Source organism: Vibrio variabilis (assembly GCF_003263785.1).
Taxonomy (GTDB): Bacteria; Pseudomonadota; Gammaproteobacteria; order Enterobacterales; family Vibrionaceae; genus Vibrio; species Vibrio variabilis.
Map to the genome: position 1 here is coordinate 1 of NZ_JYJK01000102.1, position 4,343 is coordinate 4,343.

The window sequence follows — 4,343 nt, forward strand, 5'->3', positions numbered from 1 at the left end:
GAACTCAAGCAAAGCCACCTTAATCACTAAACCCAACCAAACCAAAATCGCCAAACGTTAGCTGTCTGCTTGAACAATTTGTTAAGTGCCTATTTGGCGATGATTTTTTGTAGCTCTGATATGGTATATGGTGGAACTTTTTGGTGAAGCATTGCATGGCAGTTAGGACATACTGGGACAAGGTCTTTTACTGGATCGACTGTATACTCCTGCTTAATCTTACTCAGTGGAGTAACGTGATGCACATGAATAAAACCTGCACCGATGTCTCCATAAACCTCGCCAAAGTTGATATTACACACCTTACAAGTTACACCATGATGAGCAATACATGCGAGTCTAGCTTGTTGGTTTCGTTCAAATCGATTTACTTTTACACTTACCGATGCCCCTCAATATGAATGCTAGACTCCTCGGGAAAGAGCTTCTCAGTATATATAACCGTATTCAAAAATTTTAAATATGCACGCATTGCAACATCGCAATTACTTATTGAACGATCTGGCATACCAGTAGCACGCAACCCAAAAACTAAGTTTTTTATGTCGTCCAAACACTTAATATCTGTATGGAAGTCTATACCAAATAACTGCTTATCAACTCTTTTTAAGTAACTGATATAGCTACGAGCTGTATCCAACGTTACGGCATTACGCCTATTGACTAGGTAGTTTGTAAACTCAGTCTCAAATTTTATCATCAGATCCTCATAGGCACTTAACACCCGCTTAAGTTGTGAGTGACGCTCCACTAAACTTAATTTGAACACCGTAACCACATAAGCCCAAATTGGTACCAAAAGTGCCGAACGTTACGAATCGACTTGAAGCGATTGTTATGTGCAATCTTCCCACGTTACTCGAACATTAGTTATTGGAACATTACTATTCGCTATTACGTCTATCGACACTCTGGTGCCATTTTGCATCATTTCTTTGAGACCTATACTGCTACATATCTTTGATGGAAGTTGATTGTGAGCATTTCTTTGAAACTTAGACTTTATCTCGTCTGTCACTATCGTGTTTTGGATATTGACGGCAATACTAATAATTTCATCGGTTAACGAAACGCTTCTCACATTGTACGATCGTCCCCATCGAATAATAACCCGTGAATCACTTCCTTTAGCTGAGCATGTCTCTTTTCTTGACGGTAATCAAAATAAAAATCCCTTCCAAAAACTACCGTCAATATTAACAATGGAAAAATATAACGCAGATACTTCAATTTAACTCCTTGCACATAACGCCTTGCTAAGTTGCAGCTAACAACCACGATACTCAAGCAAAGCCACGTAATCACTGAACTCCACCAAACCAAAGTCGCCAAGCGTTAGCTGTCGACTTGAGCAACTTGTTAGCATTATTTGTTACCTCTAAACTCAAATGGTTCCCTATCAAGCCAACTATTCCAGTTTATGTAATTATCATCAAACCCTATGTACCTCAAAAGAACCAAAGGTAGTAAACGAGAGAATGTAGAATAGTATTCGGACTGCGTGTAAACAATCACATCACCGGTTGGTGTTTTAACTTCTTTTTCCATCTTGCCATTGTGGAACAAGGCATTTCTCAAATGTACATATGTCATTATTGATTGATGCGGTTTCTTGGGACAATCTTGGTATACACTAAATTTATATTCCTGCAGCACGGAAGTTATTGGGATTGCACAGTTTTTTCCAAAGTCATTTTTTATATGTCGACACAAAGACTCCAGAGCTGAAAATAGTAAATAGTACGATACATCTATGAAATTTTGCCGTGCTCTAAGTACTTCAACTATTTTTAAAAAGAGCCTTTCGAAAGACTTTCCCCTCGACACTGTCACCGGATAGTACGTTCATTGCTAAACTAATACAAAGACTTGCAGATTCCTTACATATATTATCACTAATAACTAGGCTACCTCGATTTGCGCGACGGCATCCCGTTAGCTTCGTCGGGAAATCATCATCCAAGCTAAAAATAGCTTCCTTATCTCTAAGTCTATTTTTAATGATGATATCTTTTTGTGTAACAAAAGATAGTACACCTTCAAGGTCAAATATAAGGCTTTCAGGTTTTAAATCACCAGTATTGTTAATCACCAAAATTGCAGTAAGATGATAGCAAGCTTCATCTCTTGAAAGAGTCTTGACCTCTAAACCATCTTTATAGAGAGGTATTATGCTATATCCGTCCAACAATATTTCTTTCGTGCACTCAAAGCCATAGACACCAATTCTAACCACAACAATCGAACCTCATTTAAATATTGCTAACGCCTTGCTAAGTTGCAGCTAACCACCACGACACTCAAGCAAAGCCACCTTAATCACTGAACTCAACCAAACCAAAATCGCCGACTGTTAGCTGTCGACTTGAGCAATTTGTTAGCATACGGGGTCAACCGCTACAAACCGTCAAGTGACTCTCTGAGCTTATCCATGTTTTGAATACCAAGCTCACTACTCACCCATCCGTACTTATCCCCGTGGAATCTTGGGAAAATATGAAGATGATAATGATCTAGTTCATTAAAATGGGGAGCCTCGCCATTGTTTTGCATGAGCCCAATACCATCAGGACTAAACTTAGCTTCAATACGTTTGTACAAATCTCTAGCAACATCATTGATTTCAGTAAAGACAGGCTCTGGTAAGTCCAGAAGGGTTCGATAATGCGACTTGGGGCAAATCAAAATATGACCAAAGTTAATCGGGTCATGGTCAGCAAATGCAATAACCTCTTCTGATTCATAAACTATTGCGGCTTCAATTTCACGATTAACAATTTGTTCAACTATTGTCGCCATCTAAACTCCTATGAAAGTATGCTAACGCCTTGCTAAGTTGCAGCTAACCACCACAACACTCAAGCACAGCCACCTTAATCACTGAACTCAACCAAACCAAAATCGCCGAGCGTTAGCTGTCTGCTTGAGCAAATTGTTAGTTGCTTGCTGCCCTACCTTGCTAATTGCACCAACATGCTGACCGCTTACCGTGAACCCTATGACAACCACCAAACCTTACTTAATAGCCGACAGACTTACCAAGCCCGACACACGCAAGTTGGCGCGAAGAAGAAACCACCGAAGTCACTGCAATACGGGTTAAGAAAGAAGTCACTTCCGTTGCACTCAGACGAGCAAGAAATGCAGCCTCGCGAAACCTCGATTGCTAAAGCGAACGACTACTTGGCGCTGCCACCGCAAAGAAAGTTAAGCAGTGAGGCTTATCGCTGCATGGTTAAAGGGACGATGATTTAGCCACAAAACTTCGAAGTGCAACTAACGCCTTGCTAAGTTGCAGCTAACAACCACGACACCCAAGCAAAGCCACCTTAATCACTGAACTCAACCAAACCAAAATCGCCAACTGTTAGCTGTCTGCTTGAGCAATTTGTTAGCTTTTTGCGTGCGATGAAGCCGACGTTTGGCACCAAGATTTTAAAGAAACGCTCCAAAACTGACGCCGCCGATGTAACCAATGCAGAAGCATTGAACTCTCCACCAACTTGCAGCCAAAGTTTGGCACCAAGATTTCAAAGAAACGCTCCAAAACCAACGCCGTCGACGTACCCAATGCAGAAGCATTGTACTCTCCAACAACTTGCTGCCAAAGATGGCGATACCTAAAGGCAACCCACGGCTCTTGCGCTGAAGCTGACAACCAAGTTCACTGCACTCTAAGTTGAGAGACGCCCTTTCCAAGCAAAAGAAACAGCACACGCGGTTTTGCTATTTGGCACTGACGAGCAGGTGTAAAGCTAGAACGATGGACACCTACTCCAATGAACTTAACCGAGAAAGCTAACGCCTTGCTAAGTTGCAGCTAACGACCACGACACTCAAGCAAAGCCCCCGTAATCACTGAACTCAACCAAACCAAAAGTGCCGAGCGTTAGCTGTCGACTTGAGCAATTTGTTATGTGATTGTTCTAACGTACTCAGTAAACGCAACCACCAAACTCTATGACTTTTTGATTCAGTGTACGCTTGGATGTATGAGCCTTGAACATACCACCCCGATAGACAAATTGATTCCAATTTTGTTTCTGCGTGTCAAAGTAACGTATTGGTGATTCCAACTGCGAATAACCCGAGCTTTGATAAACATTAGTTTCATAGGCAAAAAGAAACGAATATGCGACGTCGATTGGCGCTAACGCTTGTTCAAGCTGCCCCATCACAACTTTACTTAACCCTTGCCCACGATAACTTAATTTAACTGCAACATTTCCGATAATTGCAGCAGTAAAATTATAGGAGCCTTGCCTCATCGTCCGTGTATAAGCTAGCCCAGAAGCAATTATTCCATCGTCATTCTCAACTATTACAACGCAAAAAAACTCATC

At 41.3% G+C, this 4,343-nt stretch carries 5 protein-coding genes; 1 reads left to right on the plus strand and 4 read right to left on the minus strand.

All coding sequences use genetic code 11. The annotated features are described in order from the left end of the window. Positions 1-89: 89 nt before the first annotated feature. From TZ48_RS26490 to TZ48_RS18785, 3 genes are all read right to left on the minus strand, one after another. Entirely contained in the window at positions 90-302 is a 213-nt protein-coding gene (locus tag TZ48_RS26490) for an HNH endonuclease (protein ID WP_420822966.1), read from the minus strand. Positions 303-1,780: 1,478 nt separating this feature from the next. After that, positions 1,781-2,236, minus strand: a complete 456-nt coding sequence (locus tag TZ48_RS18780) for a hypothetical protein (RefSeq protein WP_112480254.1) — start codon at positions 2,234-2,236, stop codon at positions 1,781-1,783. A gap of 161 nt (positions 2,237-2,397) precedes the next feature. Further along, positions 2,398-2,799, minus strand: coding sequence for an HIT family protein (locus TZ48_RS18785; protein WP_112480255.1), 402 nt, complete (start codon positions 2,797-2,799; stop codon positions 2,398-2,400). Positions 2,800-2,973: 174 nt separating this feature from the next. Between TZ48_RS18785 and TZ48_RS18790 the strand changes: the two genes are divergently transcribed. After that, the gene (locus tag TZ48_RS18790; RefSeq protein WP_112480256.1) at positions 2,974-3,255 is read left to right on the plus strand and encodes a hypothetical protein; all 282 of its coding nucleotides are present in this window, start codon (positions 2,974-2,976) and stop codon (positions 3,253-3,255) included. Positions 3,256-3,935: 680 nt separating this feature from the next. On the opposite strand, the gene TZ48_RS18800 is transcribed toward TZ48_RS18790, so the two are convergent. Next, a partial coding sequence (locus TZ48_RS18800) for a GNAT family N-acetyltransferase (protein ID WP_162674659.1) occupies positions 3,936-4,343 on the minus strand: 408 nt, incomplete at its 5' end.

Coding starts and splice junctions, on each gene's coding strand:
- TZ48_RS18785 (WP_112480255.1), bottom strand. CDS start 2,799: ATGGCGACAATAGTTGAACAAATTGTTAATCGTGAAATTGAAGCCGCA.
- TZ48_RS18790 (WP_112480256.1), top strand. CDS start 2,974: ATGCTGACCGCTTACCGTGAACCCTATGACAACCACCAAACCTTACTT.